Here is an 18,660-nt window from a genome sequence, read left to right as displayed (position 1 = left end):
GCCGCCAGCAGTGTCAATACTCCCGCTGCTACCGTTGCTGCAAACACTAGCTGGTAGATGCGACGCTTTTCCCCCGCAGCACTGTTCATGAAGCGCAGGGCAGCAGCTTCATACCGAAAATGGGCGAACTCACCTCTAAGGGTGTTATCGGTCCCCTGTGGCGATTGTGGGCGTTTTGCTGGGGCAGGGCGAGGATGCTTAGCAAATATCTTTATCATCGTTTCGCATTTGCCGAGCTTCGCCAGCTCAGTGGCCGCTACAGATACTGTCATGTTATTACACCTCATCGTTATGAGTCTTGTTTAACAGTCGCTCATACTCGTTGAGCGCCCGGCGAATTTTTGCTAACGCTGTCGCTCTTTGTCTTAACGCGGCATACCTGCTTTCTACTTGCTGGATAAGCTCTTGTGCCCAAGCTGGTTCTTTCTTGAAGTGCGACATGCTGTAGGTATGACCTCGGCCCTTTTTGATATGTGTTGATAGAACCCTTTTCTTTTGACCTGGAACCTGTTCGACAAATCTGTTGCGATACCACTCTGCAACGAGTGATACGCCTAGAATGCGAACTCGTGTACCAATGCGCCCTTGTTCGTCCTCCGATGCTTCTTCACGCGCAGATCTGTGCGCGTTCCAGTACATATCGGCTTCCTGCTGTGCTTCGACAGCAAGAACAGCTATAGCGTGATCCAGTTTGCTCCGTAACTCCGAGACAAACTCTCGACCTTCTGCCTCAAGCAGATCCTCTGTTATCTCGGATCGTTCTTCTTCCAGCTTAGGATCTAGTAGATCTAACCATCGTTCTCTTGGTAGACTCACATCAAAACCCTCCCAATTCCTATCCAATTCCTATCCACATAACTATCTATCTGGAATTTAAAGCTGATTATTCCAATATTGGAATCTAGTTCTGTTACTAGGCTACCCCATCTTTGGAATTTGTCAAATGCCCCTCTATCTATCTGGAATCTTACAACCTCAATTCAGAATCCTATAATTTATTTTTGAATCTACAGGGCAAGATTCCAGATATATTGGATAATGAGAGTAAAATTCCAAATATTTACGAAAACACTATGGATACTGGTAAAGGAGAGATTGATATGTGGTGGGGTGCTGTTGTCATTAATTTATGTATCCGTGCAGCAAACCCACATGTATGGACGGTTCCAACCCCCAAAAGCCACCGAAAAACGACCTAAACTCCCCTTTTGGGCAACTACAGAGGCTATAGAGGCATGAGTCAGGCTGTATTCTATCTCCAACAAGAGAAACACAATCGAAAAGCAATCAAAAAGCAATCTTTGGAGGATTTCATGAATCAGTTTGTTATGGGTTTGGATATTGGCTACTCCAACCTGAAAATGGCTATGGGTCATAAAGGTGAAGAAGCTCGTACTGTTGTTATGCCTGTTGGCGCTGGCCCACTGGAACTGATGCCACAGCAGTTAACTGGTGGCGCTGGGACCTGTATTCAGGTTGTGATTGATGGGGAGAAGTGGGTTGCTGGTGTTGAACCTGACCGTCTGCAAGGGTGGGAGCGAGAGCTTCACGGTGACTATCCATCAACGAAACCGTATAAGGCTCTTTTTTACGCTGCACTTCTGATGTCGGAACAGAAGGAAATTGATGTACTGGTGACAGGTCTTCCAGTAAGCCAGTACATGGAAGTAGAACTCAGAGAGGCATTGAAAGCTCGGTTGGAGGGTGAGCACCAGATCACACCTAAACGAGCGGTAACGGTTAAGTCTGTCGTGGTTGTGCCTCAACCTGCCGGTGCTTACATGGATATTGTCAGCTCAACAAAGGATGATGACCTACTAGAAATTATTCAGGGAGGGAAAACTGTTGTTATTGACCCCGGATTTTTCTCTGTTGACTGGGTTGCGCTTGAAGAGGGTGAAGTTCGTTATCACTCATCAGGCACTAGCCTAAAGGCTATGTCGATGTTGCTACAAGAAACCAATCGACTCATCCAAGAAGACCACGGTGGTGCGCCTGGCATTGAAAAGATAGAAAAAGCAATTCGCGCCGGTAAGGCTGAAATTTTTCTCTATGGTGATAAGGTATCAATAAAAGATTACTTTAAGAAGGCGTCAGCCAAAGTGGCTCAAAACGCATTAGTCCCTATGCGTAAGTCAATGCGGGAAGACGGAATGGATGCTGATGTTGTTCTGCTGGCTGGTGGTGGTGCAGAAGCATACCAGGATGCAGCCAAAGAGCTTTTTCCTAAAAGTAGGATCGTGCTACCCAAAGAATCCGTGGCATCCAATGCCAGAGGCTTCTGGTTCTGCGGCTAATAGATAGGAGGTCGTAGTGGCTGGTAGCAAATGGGATGGGAAAATATCTAATCTGAATATTTCGGAGCAAGGATTTCCGGAGTTATATCGTGAGCTGTCCCAGATGCAGCACAAGGCGCGTAGTGATCGGCTGCGGGCTCTTGCTCTATTGGGGCTTTATTCTCTTCGTTTTTCTGGCAACATTGGGTCTTTTGCGCAACCGAGTTCAGAGTATCAAATTGCTAAGTCTCAACCTGAGCAGTTGCAGGTTGAAGACAAACTGGACTCCAAGCGTGATCAACTTAAAGGAAAACTGATGGGCTCCGTATAACATGAAAGACCACGAGGAGTTCTCTACGCTATCAGCGGCTGAGCGTAGAGAATTAATAATCGCAGAATTAAAGCGCAAAAGCCGGATTCGCACTCTATTACGAGGCCTCCCGCCGGATGAAGTTCGGGAGATCATTGACAGAATGAAAGGTGTTCTTAATGAACTAGAGGAGGAGTACAAAAAGCGAGAAGAAGAAGAAAAAGAAAAGCGAGCCCAGGCCGAACGAATCATGAGTGACATGGAATCGTGTGGAGTAGACATCAATCTTCTCAACGAGATGTACACAAGCAAATCAGAACCTGATAATGCAAAATATTCAAAAGACGGCGTATCCTGGAGCGGTCAAGGGCGTCGCCCTGATGCTTTTAAGGGGTTGGGACATGTTGAGTTAGAACGCTTTCGTATACCGCAGAAAAAGTAAAAAAATGAGCGCCGCAAAGTTGAGGCGCTCATCTTTTAGTTGAAAATGTCATAGGCTACTCAAGCACACTCTTTCTCCCCACCACCATGCCTTCCTTGTTCCTTGCAGAACGGACACTCAACGCAGGTTCTTTGATTGACAGAAGTGAAGTACGTGCATTTGCAATTATCGCATTCCTCTAGCATTGCGTCGCCACTTCGTAATTCAGAAGCAAGACACCAAGCGTCGGTAATATCAAACGGAGCCCATCGCGCACCTTTCATTCCTGGCACTTCTTTACGAATAGCGTGATACATTCTGAACGCCTTATTTAGGGCTTTTATATTCACAGAGCGTAACACTGCATCCCCACCAATGTTGAAATAGAGCTGCATCAAAAGTGATGCCTGAATCTTGGACGTATGGCTATGGATTAGTGTTGCACCACCTCTGAATGTCCTGGACTTTCGCTCCAAAGTGTATCCATCTCTCTCCAAATCTTGATAAAGACGTCGAACCTGCTTATAGGTCAGCCCTGTCTCGATCATGATAATTTTTGTGATGTATCCGGCGAGGGCCATGTGTCTAGCTGTAACCCATCGACCCAATGTGCCTGAGCTGCCTATGTTCATCTCCACCTCCCACGTCCCTGTAGAGACTGTTGCAGTTTTTTCAATACTGGGTGTGTTAACTCATCCCGGCTATCATCAAGTATTTCTTCAATGATGCTGGGAGCAAAACGCAGTGTAAAATGCGTTACTGTTGTTCCAGACATATGTCGCAATTGACTATCTGTTGCTTTAGCCACCAGCTCAGCAAGCTCTCTCGATACACCGAAAACTTCTTTAGCCATCTCAGAGTCTCTCGAAGCAACGCGGTTAAATAGCAACCAATAGGCAGCATCAAACTCATCGACACTATGATTGATGAAAACAACCGGATCATAGACTCCTGTTAGCCGTGTTAAGATGTTCTGTTCTGCCGTTTCCAGCTTGAAAGAAATCAGTACACCAGAGGCAAGCGCTTCTAATTGGGAAGGTGTCGCCTGTGATAATTTTTGTACAGTGCCCATGCCCAAAGCAAATTGTGAGGACGCGTCCTCTGGGCGTTCTTTTGCCAGAGAGCAAAGCAGATTCCAAAGTGTAAGATCGAATTCGTAGACGTTTCTGTCTGCTTTTTCTTGATCGAGGTTGACCGCTTTAGCATCCAAAGCCCCAATAATGTCTAGTTCTAACATTTCGCGTCCCCTCACAAATCACGAAGGTTGCGATAGATAGCCAAGACTCGACTACCGTAGTTTCTGGCTCTGATTTCGTCTTCCCAGGCATGATAGCGGCCAATACCAAGCTCCAAATCATTTGGAGATGACTGAATGGCTTCTGAAAGCACTTCTGCACCAACCATTACGTTGGTTTCCGGGTTAAGAAGTTCTGCTGGTGAAGATGCTCTGTGACCATTCCAACGGATGTTCACTTGCATGAACCCAACATCAATTGCCCGTCCATACTGTTGCTGAAATTCAACTAGCTTCGCCTTGGCCTGATCTTCCGACTTGGCATAGAAAGGAAGCCCCGGAACGCGAAGCGTCCAAGGCCAAGGACTTATAGCGCCGTTACCTCGTCCAGAGGCTGATTCGGCCAATGCGACCGAATACACCAGAAGAGGATCAAGGTTATGAGCTTTCGCAGCTTTGTCGAAGATCGTCCCACTCAGCTCAATAGCATTTGCTGTTGGCGACAAGAGAGCCGCAGAAAGAACCAATACTTTTGCTTTGTTCTTCATCAGCTTGCCTCCTTATGTTTAATGGGGATTTCGTGTTCTTCGTCATACCGCTCCGGCCAAATCTCAGACGGCTTCATGCCCAAAGCTGTCGCTATTTCGTGCTCCCAACGTGGGCTGGGCTTGTAGAGTGCAGTAGACACCACCTGCCGAGATGTTTTGTGTTTTCTACCCAATGCGGCCAGAGAAAGTCCTTGGATCTTTAATTTGTACTTGATCCATTCGCGTTTTTTCTCCAGGTCGATTGGGATGTCTATTACTTGGCATTTGTCCATTGTTGCCATCCCTTAAACTGCGTTATTTCCAATACAAAAAGTGCGTTATTTAATGAACGCTTTTAGAGTTTCTCTGTTGTCACAAACTGACATATTTTGCGCCCTTTATAAGCGCAAATAATGATGCTGTCAACAAAAGAAAACCTTTAAAAACATACACTTAACTTTGTACCAGTAGTACAGAGTTACAATATTATTAGTAATCAATGAGATACGAGTTATTTTGAAATAGTATAAATAAGTGCGCCAATGGAATGACGGAAATAGCGCACGGGAGGTGCGATATTTGGGGATATATAATAGCGTTTCGTTATAAGTGATTTTATGGACACAGCGAGGGCTGAAATTGCGAATACAGCAGGAGCTGAGGAGGGCAGGGAAGGCAAAGGAGCGCCCCGGCCACACGAGGATGATGGAGTTTACAAAATGAGATATTTGGAAATAAAGACTCTGCGATGTTGCAGATAGGGACCAAAACGTTAGCAATGGCCTGTAGCATAGTTTATGCGATTTGTTTGACATGTTCAACTATGTAATGGTTTGTCAACAAATGCCTTGTTCCGCAAGGTCTGACTTTCACATGTGAAAGTTTCAGGACGCATGTTAATCTTAAAAATTTTTGATGGAATGCTTACTTAGTGAAAAATAGCCAAACTTTCACAGTTGCATATTTTGATGCCGTGTTAGACTATAGGTAAAGAATGAGGAGGTTGTATGAAACATGTAGTCAATATTCTTCTGCTGGGAATGGTACTTCTGGGTATAGCCATGATGACTGATACGCCTTGGGGGCTTGGAGTTGCATTAGCCCCCTTTGCTGTTTGGGGGGGCGATTCCTGTTGCTGATTCACCGGAGCATCTGGGCGTCAATAATCTTCTGGGGTGGTGTGGCTTATTTCAGTTGGCAGGCTTCTCTTGTTGTTCTGGTTAGTTTTGTTCTTGTGCAAATATTCAAAGCTGATAAGAGTGAAAGAGTGGGAAAGGTATGCTCCCGCAAGCGGAAAAACGCTAAATATAACGATGATGAGATGCACCTATCTATTGACCCATCAGTAAGGTCTGGTTTAGGCCTTGGTTCCGGGATAGGTATAAGCGATGAATAAAAAAGGGAGGCCGAAGCCTCCTTTTTTTATTGTCCAAATCGCTGGTTAGCTACATTGTAGCCTCTAACTGCTGTCAGGTAACTTCCTGAACGATCACCAGCTCCAGTTGAGTTCTGTAAGACGTTTACCAGTTTGTCTGTAAACTCCTCGTTTTGTTGTGAGAGAACAGGTTGCCCTCCTTGCATCATTGGTGTTCCGTCTGGATTACGTTCAGCGTATTCCATTTTTAGATTTTGAACGGCCTGGTTCATGTTTCCTTCATTTGTATCAAAGGACTCAGCATAAACAGCAGATTGAGCTGGAGTAAGGCCATAACGGCTTTGAGCGATAGATTGCATAGTCTCTTTGAACTCATCACCATACTGGTTCATAAACTGCTGTGCCGCTCCACCACCTGCTTCTGAAACTGAGGCAAGAGCAGCAGCGTAAAAGGCCCCTCTTTCCTCAATACTCATACCTTTGGCTGCTTCTGATAGATCAGATTTACCAGTAAGCCATTCTTTCGCAGAATCATAACCGCTAGCCGCAGCACCCATAACGTTGCGGCCAAGTTTAGCCATGCCGACCAGCGCATCACCGGCCCAGCCAAACTCATCTTTGACTGCTTGGTCTCCACGCTCTGTCGCAGCGATAAACTGATCACGTTGTTCGGGCGTCATTGTCCTCATTTGATCCATCGCTTTAGAGAAAACCTCTGCACCAGCCTGACTCCCAGCAATCAGAGCTCCACCAGCTTGTTCAGCCCTACGACCTAACCAATCCGAGGAGTTATCCCATGCTCCCCATGTTGAAGCGCTTTTGGACATTTCTGGGAGCGAATTCATAAGGTTATCCTGGGCTTTTTTAAGTTCAGGAGCTGATACATCTCGTTCTGTTTGCTGTGCTTGACTGTTAAGAGCTGATGTACCAGAAGTATGTTCACTTTGAACAAGAGGACTATTCGTTGGTAACTGACCAGCTTCTGATGCCGGGTTGATTCCAGACATACCAGCCACATTCTCACGAAATCCAGGTTGTAAGCTGGGACCACTGCCAACGGCTCCTTGCACCAGTGCTGGCAACGCTTGAACATTAGGACCTCCAATGCTGTCATTACCATAAGCATCACCATTAAACGCTCCATTGCGACCTGATGCGGTATTAATAGCCTGTAGCGCTGCTTGATACCCACCAAGCTCCTTACCTTGTTCGTAGTTTTTGGAGTTGGTCATTGCAGTCATTCGCGCTGCTGCTTGGGCTACTTGGGGTGACATTCCGTAAGACTGGTATCTCTGCTGTAACGAAGATGCCTCGTCTTTAACAGACTGTGGTGCTGCATTACGGAAGTAGTCGTTTAGTTGATTCATAGCCGCAGGAGTTTGCGCGACAGCACCACCGAGAGTTTTAAAGTCGGTGTTAGTCATGGACCCCATTTGATTCTGGAGTTGGCTCATTGTAGTGAAGGTATCTGATGCAGAAACCAACTCAGAAGCCGACTTTGACAAATTCTGGGAAAGGTTATCCCCCCATGTTTGCTTAAATGATTCGCTACCTGAGCGACTAAAACCCTGTGCTAATTGATTCGTCAACGCTTGGCTATCGGTCTGAGAATAACTAACACCTTTCATAAACTGGGATACATCGCTGGCTGACCAGCTAGAAGTATCAGAAGCTGATGATTCAGTAGATCCACTGGCTCGTGCTTTTATGTCAATTAGATCGTTGTCACTACCTTGTCCACCACCAGATTCACCGACTGTTGCAAGCGCTGTACTTGATGATTTTACGCCTAATGCATTTTTTGCGTTTGCTCTTAAACCAGCCATCTTACCCGGTATCTCGCTTAGACCTGCTTTGGCGGCTGCTCTAGCTGTGCCAACCATAGGCATAAGCATTGCCGCTGCCTGATCAACATCAAGAGTACCTACTGCTTGCATGGCAAATGCACCCTTTACCGCATCGGAGTGAGAGTCATCCACTTGGAACTGATCCGAAAAGTTCTTGGCTTGCTGGCTGATGAGCTGGCTCTGAGCGGTGTTTTGCGAAGAAACATTGCGCCCTACATTGGAGAGTCTCGAATATGATTGATCCTGGCTCACTCCATCAGAAAAGCCTCTCCCTAAGGTGCTCTGGAATGCCTCTGATTTCTGGCTTTGTAACGCTTGAGCGGAACTAACTCCTGAGGCCAACGTGGAACCAAGAGAGAATGTGCTGATCATGCTTTCTGCGCCGTTCGCCATCGCGCCACTGAACTGATTGTGATTGTAAGCTGGCTGACTCTGCATGACCGGACCTTGCTTGAGGAGATCTGGTGTTTGCATCTTCTCATCAACATGGTCAGAGCCACTAATTCTTGATGCTAAGCTGGTGAAGGCATAGGTACTGCCTGTGACGATAAACAGTGAAATCACTGGGGTGGACGCTGCAAGCATCCCACCTGTAGCTATCCAATGTTGCAACACATCTCCAGTCGAAGATAGTGCGTACATAGAATTGAGGCCAGAAGCGCTGAGGCCAGACATCTCGTTTGACGCGGCGGTGTGAACAAAGAGGTTGATTATCGAGAGAACCGGCATCCAGAGCTGAATCCAGAGGATGGTTTGAACATATTTACCAGCCAACTGGAGCCCAAAGCTGCCCATCACAATGATAAAGGCAATTATCGGGGTGATAGCGTAGATGAAACCCTCGAAAAAAGTCAGCATTGGGCGTACGACGGTCATAAACATAGACTGTTCTGCGGCCCATTGAGTGTTACGTTGCTGGATCGCTTGGTTGACCATCAAAGCAGAACCGTAGTCCTGGAGATCCTGATAACGACCTGCTGCGGCTTCGTAATAGAGAGGTTCCAGAACAGCGGCTTTCAGGTAGTCGATTGATGAAGTAGTGGTGGCTCCCATAGCTTGAAGGGAATCAGTCAGCTTCGTGAGTGCGTTATTGCCGGTTGAAGTGTCTATGCCAAGCAAGCTGTTCAGGGCATCAACAACAACTGGACTGCTCAGGTTAGCGGTGGCAGAGCTAATTGCCACCCATCCGTCTGTACAGGTGTAATCTGCCCCATCTGGATCTGTCGTAGATAAGTACAAGCGAGTACCGTAGAGCTGCGAGTTGAAACGTAAAGCAGAATCAGTAGAACGATTCATTAACTCATCAAGCGACATGAGGTTGAGATCGACTTTAGTCAACGTACATTCCCTGATGTAGTTGTTCCAGGAGCGTCTCACGTCAACGTAGCCTCCGCCATTTGCAGAGTTAAGAGCGGTGAACACCCCGGTGTCATAAGCTCGCCTTCTGACGTCGTTGAGCAGTTTCAGTGTTTCGGAGAAATGGCTTTCCGTAACATTAGGGACGATCACACCATACCCGGTTTCAAACAAATTGGTGATGGTGTATCCCACGTTGGATATGACGCCACCTGCAAAACCTACACCAATAGGTACATTGGCTACGACACGAACTTGCCCAGTGTAAGCGTCTTCGATAGTCACTGTTGTGGTCGGGCCGAAGAAGCAAGCATACAGAATCCAGCCAACCAGAACCTGCTGCAAGTTTATTTGCTTTGCACCTTGGAAAACAGACTGAATACAGATCATTAAGATACCAAGAAGCAGGCCGATACTGACCATTTTCTCGAAGTCTCCAGTTCCTGTGATCATTGATACTGCAATCAGGATTTGCTCCAGAAAAGCAGAGTCACCAATAGAGTAGATTGAAAAAGCTCCCATTCCTATTGCCCCTTAGTTTGTGCTAGGAGGATTGGACAAAGTTGCCAGCATGTATTTTTGCTTGCGGATGTTGTCCAGTAGGTTGTTATATTTCTCAATTTGGCTCGCTAGGTCGCCATACTGAGAAGCAAGGATTGTGTACTCGCCACGGATTTGCTGTTGTGATTGAGAGAGAAGATCTAGAGCCTCTTTTTTATAGGGTGAGTTGCTGTTTGCCATTGCAATGCGAGCGGCACGGAAAAACTCTTCCGAAAAGCTGTACATCATTGCCAGGGCAATTGCTCCAGACGACTCCGTGGCGAAAAGGTTAGCTCCGTCTTGCGAAAGGACTGACAGGTTGCGGACAATGGTGCCTATGCCACCTGGGAGATTGGATACAAAGGCTTTTTCTGGGTCAGTCAAAGTTCCTGAGTTAGTAGCATATTTGTAGATAACTCCCGGTGTGGAGCTGGTTCCTAGCAGCATATCCGTAATCTGGTTCTTAATTCCTTTGAGCGAGACCGTTTTATTGGAGGTTCCAGCACTCAAACAATTGGTTGTATCGCTATCACAAGAATAGATCTCTACAGAGCCACCTGAAATCAGATCTGAAAGGGTAATTTTGTTGCCAGGGAGCGTCGTCAAAGGCGTAGTTTTTGCGCCAGTTCCGGTTGAGTTAGGGTCGTTGACGAGATCACCAATGATTACCGTGCCAGTTAAAGACATGATCGCTTCAAGCAGGGTGTTATCTCCGTACTGGAACCAGGTGTTTGCATTGTTGCCCTTTAGTTGCTTCCAGACAATGTTGCCAATCATCTTATTGTATTCAGCAGGTTTGTTAGCTTTTAGTTCTTCCAGAGGGCTCTTACCGCTGGTTTCCTGTTTGGACCCGAAAAAGTCTTCATATAAGCCGGAAGTTGTGGCTGTAATAGAAGCATCTGTTTTGTGCTTAACGTCCATGCCGCTGGTTAGGTCATTTACGAGCCCTTGCGCTAGTTGGCAGGAATTTCCTAGATGCTGGTTGAGTGCTTGCACCTTCTTTTGGAAGTTCTCTATCCATTTAGCCCCATCAGGGAAAACGTTATCCAGTGCAAGCTGGAAGGCATAGCCTTTGGCATTTGCAGCGACAGCGCGAAGTAGTTGGACGATTTGATCGGCATTAATAAATGAAAGTGACCCACCGAATAGATCCACACCACCACAACCTGCTTTCCATGATGGAGGTGCAAAACTCACCAAGTTCTCGTCAAAGATACGAGTCTTCGCAGTGAAACGACCACCAGCTAACACACCGCGTCGCTGGCTTTCATAAACACCTGGCGGTGTTGTATTACTCATTTCATTGAACAGCTTGTCCATTTGAGATTGTAGGCCGTTAGATGCCATAGCTCCTGTTGGAGCAATAAAGAGACTGGCCGCCACACTTAGTGCAATCAGGCTCCTTTTTAATGTCTTGTACGTGACCATTTTAGTTCTCCTGTAATTTGTCCCGGATGTACTTCATTAGTTGTTCCGGTGGCACGAAGTTGTCTTTGTCTCCGCTCGCTTGTGATAGCTGTTTGAGGTCAGCCCCCAACTCTGGTGAGGCCAAGCGTTCGGCTATGTTGTTTTCTAGGTTGAGTACGGGACGAGTACGGTTGAACTCTTCGTCTGATACCCAGCCGTTGCGTTTAGCTGCGACCAAAATCCGGTGGTTCAGCTCTGGAAGTGACATTGGTCCTTGTCCTATCGGGGCGAATTGACCATCCGGAGAAGCTAGGTAAACAGCAGGGAACGTTACGATGCCAAGTTGTTTGGCATGGCCTTCATCGGTTTTGTAATTAGGAAAGATTCCGCTGGGGAGAGGTTTACCATCTATAGACACGGGGATAATCGAAAACCCTTCTCCTTGTTCAAGCATTTTGATGAGCGGAGCTTGTAATTCGCTGTAGTCGTCGTCTGACTTGTAGAAGAAGAATATCCCCACGCGGTCGGCAACACTTTTGAGCAGCATATTTTTGGCGTTGCCAGCATCTCGGTCCACCTGCTGTGAAGCAAACGTGGCCGCAGGGCGTCTGGTGATTTCATCCAAAAATGGATCACCCACAACAGCCAGCTCTGTTGCATCGGAAAACTGTTCTGAACGGTCTATCGCAAATCGCTGCAAGTAAAGAAACATTCTGACGTTTTCAACAGTTGGGTCATTCCAAGCTAGATCCTTGTATTTTGGAAGGTTCTCTCGGAACCATTTTGCCGAGAACATTTCTGGGCCGCTTGTTTGTGGTTCGGTAGGGTTCGTCGGCGTTGGCTTCGCTTCTGCCACCGGCTTCGGTTTAGGTTTTTCGGGTTTCTTCTCTGGTTCTTTTGGCTCTTCTTTGTACCAGAACCAACCCTCTTCTTTTCGCTCATAAAAACCTGAGCTAGTGACATCTTGAGCCCAAGCATGGTGTGATGCCCCCAGCGTGAGCGATGCTAGGAGCAGTAAGTTCAAAGGTGATTTTTTCATAGTCTCACGCACGTATTTTCCCATGTTCGTTATGGTAGAGGTGTGCGGCGTGAAATTAGGCAGGTCTAAGCGCCCATTTAGGGCGCTAAGAGCGATTTATTTGTCAACTTTCACATGTGAAAGAATTGACACAAGTTATTTGGACGTGTCCTCTTCAACTTCTTTGGCCTCAGCAGCAATCTTTCTCTGCTTCCCGACTAAGCGCTTATGGGTAATGTAGCGGATAACCATCTCTACAGCGCTGTTCAAGGCTAGGATACGCATCGCCCTTGTGGAGGCGACGTAGAGCAGGTTTATTTCGTCATCACGAGCCATAGGGTCGAGTTCAGGATCAAGGACATCAGGAAAGTCGTCATAGAGCTGAACAAAGTCCCATTCAAGCCCTTTGCAGCGATGGGCAGTCGAAACCGTAATATCGGCACCAAACTCTTCTTTGACTGTATTTCGTCGAAGAACAGTGAGTCGCTCAGGTATTTCATCGTAGCTGTTGATGATTTTGACAGCTCTCATCATCTCGGGGTCTTTTGTCGCTTTGGCTACTTCTTGATACTCAAAGTAGTCTTCATATTCATCAAGAAGTTTCTTGTTTTTGACCCGTTCAGGTTCAGCCATCGAGAACCAATACAAGTCCTGGAGCTCATTAATCTGGTAAGCGTCAATTCCACCCACCCAGAAAACTTGTGAACCTGCTTCGGTAGCAGATAGAGCCGTTTCAATAACACCCATTACGGTTCGGTGAAGTATTGCTCGATGGCCCACATCGCCAGGTAAAAACATAACCACCTGATCTGCTGCCCCCCGGCCAATGACAGGGCGAGTCTCACCTTTGAGTTCAAGAAGGGCGTTTGCCACAAGCGACACGTTGGGACCAAAGCGGAAACTATGAGTGAGATAAAGTTGGTCGGCGTTCATAAGTTCTTTGCTATCAAGAGCGTTGTTTGCTCCTCTGAACCTATAGATCTGCTGGTGGCGGTCTCCAACCAATATTACCTTGCAGTTCTGCTGCAAAACGATGCTGCTTGTGACAGGGTTTGCGTCCTGAGCTTCGTCAAACAGAATAGTAGTGTACCGGCGAGAAAGGTTTGGCATACCTAACTGATACTGCTTGAGGTAGCAGTCGTGGACAGTAGGGAACGGATCTTGGGCGTTGGTCATGCGCTTCCATATAAGCTCAGCACCCTCAATCACTTGTATTTGGTATCTCTCCTGTTTGGATGTAAGCAACTTGCCAGTGTCAGCACGAGCAAAATGAGTATAAAGAATCCGCATGTCAGCACTGCACATGAAGGCGTTGAGCGTGTCAATAATGTCTTTGGCAAAGGTCCAGTTCTTCGTATTTACCGCTTGCGCTATATCGGTAAGCCTTAGGTTGCCGGTGAGTTTATGCTGATAGCTTCTTCCAATAGTGGCATATGCAAGCTGATGGGATGTTTTGCAGTCCACGTTTGCAGGAAACTTCTCTCTGGCCTCGTCGCGGATGGCTCGGTTGTATGCCAAGTAGAGGATTCTGGAATTGAGGTTGTTGTGGGCATATTTAACCAACGTAGTTGTTTTACCCGTACCAGCATAAGCCTTAACGACAAGTCGAGACCCTTTATACTGAGTGATCATTGATTGTTCGGGTGTATCAGGAGGTAGTTGCTTCATGAAACCTCCTACGCCAAACACATCTGAGAAGTGATACGTTTCCTTTGTGTCGAGATGAAGGTACTGACCCGGTTTTCTTCTCGGGGGAGTGATGCTTCACAATCCAGATCTGTCCACCAGTCTGGGGCCTTCCCATGGGCCACTTCTGCAACCCAGGTATGCAGCCGGTGTAACCAGTCATCGTCACCAATAGACGCAGAGGTTAGTTCCATAGCCTCCTCGATATTGACTTGAAGAGCAGCCGCTCTGCTTCGCCACTCTTCTGAATATTTAGCCTTACGCGCCATCAGTTTTCCTCTTTCTTTTTCCCTCCCTTGCCAACTTTAACGAGTTCTAACTCTAACCCAGAAATTTTGGTCAGCGCCTCATTGAGTCTCTGTTCAAGGTTATTGGCCTGCTGGTCCTTTTCCTGTAACTGACCAACAATAACGCCTTTGTCTTGAACAAGAGTGCGAGCTTCCGCTTCGGCGCTAGAGAGTTTAGATTCCAGCTTTTGGATATCACCAGATAGACGCTGGTACTCTCGTTCTAAGGATTCGCCATGAGCTTTGGCTGTGGCAAGGGAGTCCTGTGATTGGGCCAATTTGGCCTGTGTTTTTTCGAGCTGCTCCTTTAACGCTGTATTTTGCTCGTGAGCGGCCCGGAGTTTTTCAGTCTGCTCTATACTCTTGCCTTTTTGGGCTGCTAACTCACCCTCTGTAGTTGCCAATTTTTGGCTCAAAGAGCGATTTTCGCTTTCAGCTTGCTCTAAGTGATCCTGAGCTCGGGTAAGATCGGTGGATTTCGCTTCCAACTTTCCTTCCAAATCCATGATCCGCTTTTCTAGTTTCTCGATGTCAGTTAGAGAGCGTTCTAACTCAGCAGATTTGAGTGATAACGAGCTCTCAGTTTTAGCAAGAGCAGCATCACTCTCTGCTTTTTTGTTGGTCATAGCTTCAAGCTGCTCTTCCAAAAGCTCAGATTTTTCTGTGGCATCATTAGCCATTTCCACGGCTTGCTGCATGTCTTCTTCGAACTCGATCTCTTTTTGTCGCAGAAGCTCTCGCTCGCGCTCAAGCTGATCATCAGCACTGGCTTTTGCAACAGTGTATATTTTCTGGAGAAAGAGCCGAGCATCACTCATGACCGATTCAGGCAGAATCACTTCTACGGGTTCATCATCGAGAGAATGTTCCTCTGACCACTGTTTTAGAAATGTTGATATGGTGGTGTAGCTTCCCTTACCAATGAGATCTCTAACCGCGATGAGAGTTGGACGTTTACCTGCGTCTTTGAGCCTTTGAGCCGCAGCGGCCACATCGTCGTACTCAACTAATTTTCTAGCCATAATAACGTTCCTCTTTTCTTAAAGTAATTATGATAATTACTGTAATATGATAATTATCATAATAATACATTAAAGCAAGGTGGATTGAAATTATTTCGGTTGAACAAAGTCCTTCTCAGTACGGAAGGGCTTTGTTACATGGTCACGTTTACTCAGGGGTCGATTCGATGGTGACGCCACCAAAGGTGCCAAGAATTTCCGACGCCGACTTATCCGAGCGTGTTTTGCGCTGTTCAGATGCGTCGAAGCTCCGAAGCATTTTGAGCTCAACATCCTTGTCTTGTAGCAGGATCAAGGGCATAGGCGCGGTAACGGTTTTGAGTACGCCTGCGGCCATGACGTTTGCTACCGGCTGCACTTTTACCTCCCTTCGCTCCCGGAGGTAAGGCTCTGGAGTGCTGACTATCCTCTGGATCAGTTGTTCAAGGGGAAGCTGATAGTCAGCACCAGAACGTTCAAGCTCCTCTCTTATGCGTTGCAAGAGCTCTTCTTTCACTGGTTTCTTTAAAGAGTCCTTCCGTTGCCAGGTGAAGCGGATAGAGTCGATGTCGCCACTGGAATAGCATCGGATTTGCCTGTAAAGGTGAAGAGTCATTACTCCAGGGCAGTCTACTCGAAGTGCTTCAAACCGCTCTTGCCTGGTGGGATATGTAGAGATAATGAACTCTTCTATACCGGCTTTGGCCGCATTGATACGATCAACTGTCGCAGCAATTTCATCAGCCAGCCCGACTTTGGAAGGGGAGAACCATAGGACCCCCACTGTTCGCCTGGCAGACTTCTGCGAATAGTCTGGATTGATGTGCAGATCTTTGTAGCTATGCGCTGCCAGCTCAAGAGCTTCGCGTCCTATTTGTTCTGTCACGACAATGTTGTTGATGCGCTCACTCTCCATTCCCTTTCTGGTAGGGGGGATGGCCGCAACTTTTGCGTACCGTGGTGGTAGTCGTTTGATAATGGAAGATAGGTTTGTTAAGTCCCGGCACATGGCCGAGAATTGTTCTGAAATGAAATTTTTAGCCATGTTGCCGCCTGTGTGTGGGTTTGTTCTGATAGATCATTGGTTACATAGTAGACAGTATTAGACCATCATGCAACAAGGGGGGTAAGGGCAAGAATACGCCTCCGCTTCGCTTCGGCGGGTGTCCTGTTTGACCTTCGTGTGTGAGATTAGATTGAGAAAAAGAGAGAAAAAGAGAGAAAGAAGAAAAGCGCGGGTCAGGCCAGAAATGTGGCTGAGTGGGACTGCGGGGGTGGGGCTGGCACCTTCTATACCCCACCTTGCATGATGGTCTAACTTCTCAGCTTTAGTACAATGGCCCTATGTTAAATCTCTGGTTTAGACCAAGTGTTGGCAAAGCTAAAATCACTAAGCTGTAGATCCCATGCTGTCAAGATAACATCAGCAACGTCTTTTGCTATTTTGTCCTTGTCTGCATCACTCAGTTCATAACGCTTTAAAATAATTTCCACTTGATCTTTAACCATTAGCGCTTGTTGTTTTTTAACTTCTAAGTTTCTAGACATTTGATTATTCCCATTATTTTCAAAAAATGTAACCTATAACAGACGTTTGAGGTTGTATGCGTGGAGTAAGGCCAGGATAAAACACAATAAAATTCTATTACGCTTTAATCATCGGAATATCGGACCAACGGGTGGTGTACTGCGGCGATAAAAACTGGCGGCGCATAGTCCAATGCTGATCACTCCCCTGTGCAGCAATATACAACACATCACGGCCATAGCGATTATTCAGACTATCAAAGATTTTCATTAAATTAGGGCCGCTCTTTGGCGCATTAAATAAGTCATATTGCACTGACATTTTGGGGCAAAGATCAATCAGGCCAACACCAATTCGATAATAGCGCACACCAGGGCGATAAAGATTTGAAAGCTCTCTGCTTACCGCAGCGCACAGTTCGCGGCTGTCATCAGTGGCGCAGACAAACTTCACGAACCTTTTAAAATACAATGGCTGTGGGTCATGGGGCGAATTAGCAGCAAACACGACCATTGCTTTACATAACGAGCCTTGTTCCCGCGCTTTGGCCGCCGCTATGGCGGCATGTTTGGCTAACGCTTGGTGTAAATGATCACAGGTAGTGATTCGCTCACCAAGGCTACGAGTAGAAAAAATTTGTTGTTTATCCGCTTTTGTTTCGTCCCACGTTTTACAGATCTGTCCATTGAGTTCTCGTACTGTACGCTCTACATCTATTGAATAATGCTGTCGAGCTATTTTCGGCGCCAGTTGAGCCAAATCGTAGGCAGTTTGCACACCCTGTGAGCCCAATTTAGCACTTAACTTGCGACCAATCCCCCAAACCTCATTAACGGGCATAGATTTTAAGATTTGAATACGTTGTACATCGTTATTTATAACGCAAACGCCATGATATTGCGGCAGTTGTTTAGCTGCATGATTAGCCAATTTAGCAAGAGTTAATGTCTCGCCAACCCCAACACAAACCGGCAAACGACACTCACGCCAAACAACTCGACGCAGCTCAGAACAATGTGCCGTTAAGTCTCCAATTGAAGCGCAGCGTTTGAACGACACAAAAGACTCATCAATAGAGTACACGTATTGTTCGGGCGCGAAACGCCCGATCACTTGCATCATTTTTGCAGACAGATCAGCATACAGTTCATAGTTAGATGAAAACACATGTACATTATATTGTCTGCATAGATGTTGCTGCTCAAAATAAGGAGCAAATTTTTTCACCCCAACGGACTTGGCCGCACGATTGATTGCCACACAACACCCGTCGTTATTGCTGAGTACAATCGCAGGAAGTCCTCGCAAGTCGGGCCTAAAGACCATTTCACAGCTTACATAAAAGGAGTTAGCATCAATCAGTCCGTACATAATTGACTCAGATATTGTTCAAGTAAGCTTGAATACTCATGTACTCTGATCGATTTAGTGATCACCCCTTCAACCGAGAAAGTATCCGCATCATCAATTGCAACGGATGCTATGTTTTGTTGTTGATCTATCGAAACCAGTAACCGGCGCTTTTCATCGAGAAGCTTTACAGTAAATTCACCATTGTAGCTGGCAACCACAATCGAGAGATTACGGCGCTTAGCTGCACGGTCTATCACCAGTATATCGCCATCATAGATCCCAACCCCTTCCATTGAGCGTCCCGCCGCACGACCGAACCAGGTTGAGCTTGGATGCTCAACAAGTAGTTGATCTAGACTGAGCGGTAATTCTACGTAATCAGCCGCAGGGCTTGGAAAACCCGAAATTCCTGCACTCGCATTGCATGTGATGAGTTTCATAGCATTAAACCACTGTATAAATAATCAGTAATAATAGCAGTAAAAAAATAAAAA

General features: G+C 46.5%; 19 protein-coding genes and 1 pseudogene. 5 read left to right on the top strand and 15 right to left on the bottom strand.

Annotation, left to right across the window (positions count from 1 at the left end):
- A partial coding sequence (locus tag FJD32_RS25010) for a hypothetical protein (protein ID WP_205403082.1) occupies positions 1–272 on the bottom strand: 272 nt, incomplete at its 3' end.
- Positions 273–276: 4 nt separating this feature from the next.
- Complete coding sequence (mobI, locus tag FJD32_RS25005) at positions 277–816, bottom strand: conjugative transfer protein MobI(A/C) (RefSeq protein WP_181159842.1); 540 nt, start codon at positions 814–816, stop codon at positions 277–279.
- A gap of 113 nt (positions 817–929) precedes the next feature.
- Between mobI and FJD32_RS25000 the strand changes: the two genes are divergently transcribed.
- The 4 genes from FJD32_RS25000 (at position 930) to FJD32_RS24985 (ending at position 3,028) form a co-directional block, all read left to right on the top strand.
- The gene (locus tag FJD32_RS25000; protein WP_140907127.1) at positions 930–1,199 is read left to right on the top strand and encodes a hypothetical protein; all 270 of its coding nucleotides are present in this window, start codon (positions 930–932) and stop codon (positions 1,197–1,199) included.
- A 114-nt stretch (positions 1,200–1,313) separates the two neighbouring features.
- The gene (locus tag FJD32_RS24995) at positions 1,314–2,297 is read left to right on the top strand and encodes a ParM/StbA family protein (RefSeq protein ID WP_140907220.1); all 984 of its coding nucleotides are present in this window, start codon (positions 1,314–1,316) and stop codon (positions 2,295–2,297) included.
- A 16-nt stretch (positions 2,298–2,313) separates the two neighbouring features.
- A complete protein-coding gene (locus FJD32_RS24990) occupies positions 2,314–2,607 on the top strand; it encodes a hypothetical protein (protein WP_140907128.1) in 294 nt (97 codons plus the stop codon).
- 1 nt (position 2,608) lies between these two features.
- Entirely contained in the window at positions 2,609–3,028 is a 420-nt protein-coding gene (locus FJD32_RS24985; protein ID WP_140907129.1) for an H-NS family nucleoid-associated regulatory protein, read from the top strand.
- 59 nt (positions 3,029–3,087) lie between these two features.
- Here FJD32_RS24985 and FJD32_RS24980 read toward each other — a convergent pair whose 3' ends face one another.
- Genes FJD32_RS24980 through FJD32_RS24965 form a run of 4 tightly spaced genes read right to left on the bottom strand, consistent with a single transcriptional unit; the run spans position 3,088 to position 5,061 of the window.
- Positions 3,088–3,639 (bottom strand): FlhC family transcriptional regulator, encoded by a 552-nt coding sequence (locus FJD32_RS24980; RefSeq protein ID WP_140907130.1) that lies wholly within the window; start codon positions 3,637–3,639, stop codon positions 3,088–3,090.
- On the bottom strand, positions 3,636–4,244 hold the full coding sequence (locus tag FJD32_RS24975) for a flagellar transcriptional regulator FlhD (RefSeq protein ID WP_140907131.1): 609 nt from the start codon (positions 4,242–4,244) through the stop codon (positions 3,636–3,638). Before FJD32_RS24975 ends, FJD32_RS24980 begins: the two co-directional genes overlap by 4 nt.
- Positions 4,245–4,255: 11 nt before the next feature.
- Positions 4,256–4,789, bottom strand: coding sequence for a transglycosylase SLT domain-containing protein (locus FJD32_RS24970; RefSeq protein ID WP_140907132.1), 534 nt, complete (start codon positions 4,787–4,789; stop codon positions 4,256–4,258).
- Complete coding sequence (locus FJD32_RS24965) at positions 4,789–5,061, bottom strand: helix-turn-helix domain-containing protein (protein ID WP_140907133.1); 273 nt, start codon at positions 5,059–5,061, stop codon at positions 4,789–4,791. The genes FJD32_RS24970 and FJD32_RS24965 overlap by 1 nt, the downstream gene beginning before the upstream one ends.
- A 714-nt stretch (positions 5,062–5,775) precedes the next feature.
- On the opposite strand from FJD32_RS24965, the pseudogene FJD32_RS24960 reads away from it, so the two are divergent.
- A pseudogene (locus FJD32_RS24960) lies at positions 5,776–5,984 on the top strand (permease); the annotation flags it as partial.
- A 206-nt stretch (positions 5,985–6,190) separates the two neighbouring features.
- On the opposite strand, the gene FJD32_RS24955 reads toward FJD32_RS24960, so the two are convergent.
- The 9 genes from FJD32_RS24955 to umuD all read right to left on the bottom strand — a co-directional run bounded on the left by FJD32_RS24955 (position 6,191) and on the right by umuD (position 18,606).
- A complete protein-coding gene (locus FJD32_RS24955) occupies positions 6,191–9,868 on the bottom strand; it encodes a conjugal transfer protein TraG N-terminal domain-containing protein (RefSeq protein WP_140907134.1) in 3,678 nt (1,225 codons plus the stop codon).
- A 12-nt stretch (positions 9,869–9,880) separates the two neighbouring features.
- Positions 9,881–11,314, bottom strand: coding sequence for a conjugal transfer protein TraH (locus tag FJD32_RS24950; protein WP_140907135.1), 1,434 nt, complete (start codon positions 11,312–11,314; stop codon positions 9,881–9,883).
- 1 nt (position 11,315) lies between these two features.
- Entirely contained in the window at positions 11,316–12,356 is a 1,041-nt protein-coding gene (gene traF / locus FJD32_RS24945; protein WP_140907136.1) for a conjugal transfer protein TraF, read from the bottom strand.
- A gap of 111 nt (positions 12,357–12,467) precedes the next feature.
- Complete coding sequence (locus FJD32_RS24940; protein WP_140907137.1) at positions 12,468–13,979, bottom strand: UvrD-helicase domain-containing protein; 1,512 nt, start codon at positions 13,977–13,979, stop codon at positions 12,468–12,470.
- Between the two features lie 286 nt (positions 13,980–14,265).
- Entirely contained in the window at positions 14,266–15,306 is a 1,041-nt protein-coding gene (locus FJD32_RS24935) for a DNA-binding protein (protein WP_140907139.1), read from the bottom strand.
- Between the two features lie 148 nt (positions 15,307–15,454).
- On the bottom strand, positions 15,455–16,330 hold the full coding sequence (locus FJD32_RS24930) for a DNA replication terminus site-binding protein (protein WP_140907140.1): 876 nt from the start codon (positions 16,328–16,330) through the stop codon (positions 15,455–15,457).
- A gap of 302 nt (positions 16,331–16,632) precedes the next feature.
- Positions 16,633–16,833, bottom strand: coding sequence for a hypothetical protein (locus FJD32_RS24925; RefSeq protein ID WP_140907141.1), 201 nt, complete (start codon positions 16,831–16,833; stop codon positions 16,633–16,635).
- Positions 16,834–16,930: 97 nt separating this feature from the next.
- Complete coding sequence (locus FJD32_RS24920; RefSeq protein WP_140907142.1) at positions 16,931–18,184, bottom strand: Y-family DNA polymerase; 1,254 nt, start codon at positions 18,182–18,184, stop codon at positions 16,931–16,933.
- On the bottom strand, positions 18,172–18,606 hold the full coding sequence (umuD, locus tag FJD32_RS24915; protein WP_140907143.1) for a translesion error-prone DNA polymerase V autoproteolytic subunit: 435 nt from the start codon (positions 18,604–18,606) through the stop codon (positions 18,172–18,174). Before umuD ends, FJD32_RS24920 begins: the two co-directional genes overlap by 13 nt.
- Between the last annotated feature and the right edge of the window lie 54 nt (positions 18,607–18,660).

The sequence above is a fragment of the Shewanella sp. LC6 genome (assembly GCF_006385735.2).
In the GTDB taxonomy this organism is placed as follows: domain Bacteria; phylum Pseudomonadota; class Gammaproteobacteria; order Enterobacterales; family Shewanellaceae; genus Shewanella; species Shewanella xiamenensis.
This window is presented reverse-complemented; position numbering and strand designations above follow the sequence as displayed.

Bases quoted from the DNA above. Each gene is read 5' to 3' on its own strand.
- FJD32_RS24995 (WP_140907220.1), top strand. From the start codon at position 1,314: ATGAATCAGTTTGTTATGGGTTTGGATATTGGCTACTCCAACCTGAAA.
- FJD32_RS24985 (WP_140907129.1), top strand. From the start codon at position 2,609: ATGAAAGACCACGAGGAGTTCTCTACGCTATCAGCGGCTGAGCGTAGA.
- FJD32_RS24980 (WP_140907130.1), bottom strand. From the start codon at position 3,639: ATGAACATAGGCAGCTCAGGCACATTGGGTCGATGGGTTACAGCTAGA.
- FJD32_RS24975 (WP_140907131.1), bottom strand. From the start codon at position 4,244: ATGTTAGAACTAGACATTATTGGGGCTTTGGATGCTAAAGCGGTCAAC.
- FJD32_RS24970 (WP_140907132.1), bottom strand. From the start codon at position 4,789: ATGAAGAACAAAGCAAAAGTATTGGTTCTTTCTGCGGCTCTCTTGTCG.
- FJD32_RS24965 (WP_140907133.1), bottom strand. From the start codon at position 5,061: ATGGACAAATGCCAAGTAATAGACATCCCAATCGACCTGGAGAAAAAA.
- FJD32_RS24955 (WP_140907134.1), bottom strand. From the start codon at position 9,868: ATGGGAGCTTTTTCAATCTACTCTATTGGTGACTCTGCTTTTCTGGAG.
- FJD32_RS24950 (WP_140907135.1), bottom strand. From the start codon at position 11,314: ATGGTCACGTACAAGACATTAAAAAGGAGCCTGATTGCACTAAGTGTG.
- traF (WP_140907136.1), bottom strand. From the start codon at position 12,356: ATGGGAAAATACGTGCGTGAGACTATGAAAAAATCACCTTTGAACTTA.
- FJD32_RS24940 (WP_140907137.1), bottom strand. From the start codon at position 13,979: ATGAAGCAACTACCTCCTGATACACCCGAACAATCAATGATCACTCAG.
- FJD32_RS24935 (WP_140907139.1), bottom strand. From the start codon at position 15,306: ATGGCTAGAAAATTAGTTGAGTACGACGATGTGGCCGCTGCGGCTCAA.
- FJD32_RS24930 (WP_140907140.1), bottom strand. From the start codon at position 16,330: ATGGCTAAAAATTTCATTTCAGAACAATTCTCGGCCATGTGCCGGGAC.
- FJD32_RS24925 (WP_140907141.1), bottom strand. From the start codon at position 16,833: ATGTCTAGAAACTTAGAAGTTAAAAAACAACAAGCGCTAATGGTTAAA.
- FJD32_RS24920 (WP_140907142.1), bottom strand. From the start codon at position 18,184: ATGTACGGACTGATTGATGCTAACTCCTTTTATGTAAGCTGTGAAATG.
- umuD (WP_140907143.1), bottom strand. From the start codon at position 18,606: ATGAAACTCATCACATGCAATGCGAGTGCAGGAATTTCGGGTTTTCCA.